Here is a 425-nt window from a genome sequence, read left to right on the forward strand (position 1 = left end):
CGCAGCAAACAAGACGAATGGGTGGACATCCGCAGCGTCGGCGGCCGCAACACCTTTGACGACCGCAACAGCGTGCGCGCCCTGTTTGCCGAAACCACATACAGCCCCGGCGAAAAATGGGACATCACAGCCGCCGCCCGCATTGAAAAAGAAACGCACAAACGAAGCGGCGGCAGCGGCGCACTGCACCTCGATTTAGACAAAGGCCAGACCGTGTTCCTGCCCAAAATCGACATCGCCTTCAAACCCACCGACCAATGGGTCAGCGGCATCAAAGCCGCGCGCGGCTACAACCCCGGCGGCGCGGGCATCACCTTCGGTCGCCCCGTCGTAACCTACACTTATGAGCCCGAATATGTGAACAACTACGAGTGGTACACCCGCTGGCGCAGCGCAGACCGCCGCCTGCAACTCTCCGGCAACCT

At 61.4% G+C, this 425-nt stretch carries 1 protein-coding gene; it reads left to right on the forward strand.

Going from position 1 to position 425, the window contains the following annotated elements:
* A partial coding sequence (locus ACTHSP_RS22120) for a TonB-dependent receptor domain-containing protein (RefSeq protein ID WP_440347026.1) occupies positions 1 to 425 on the forward strand: 425 nt, incomplete at both ends.

This window comes from Neisseria sp. P0001.S005, assembly GCF_051963715.1.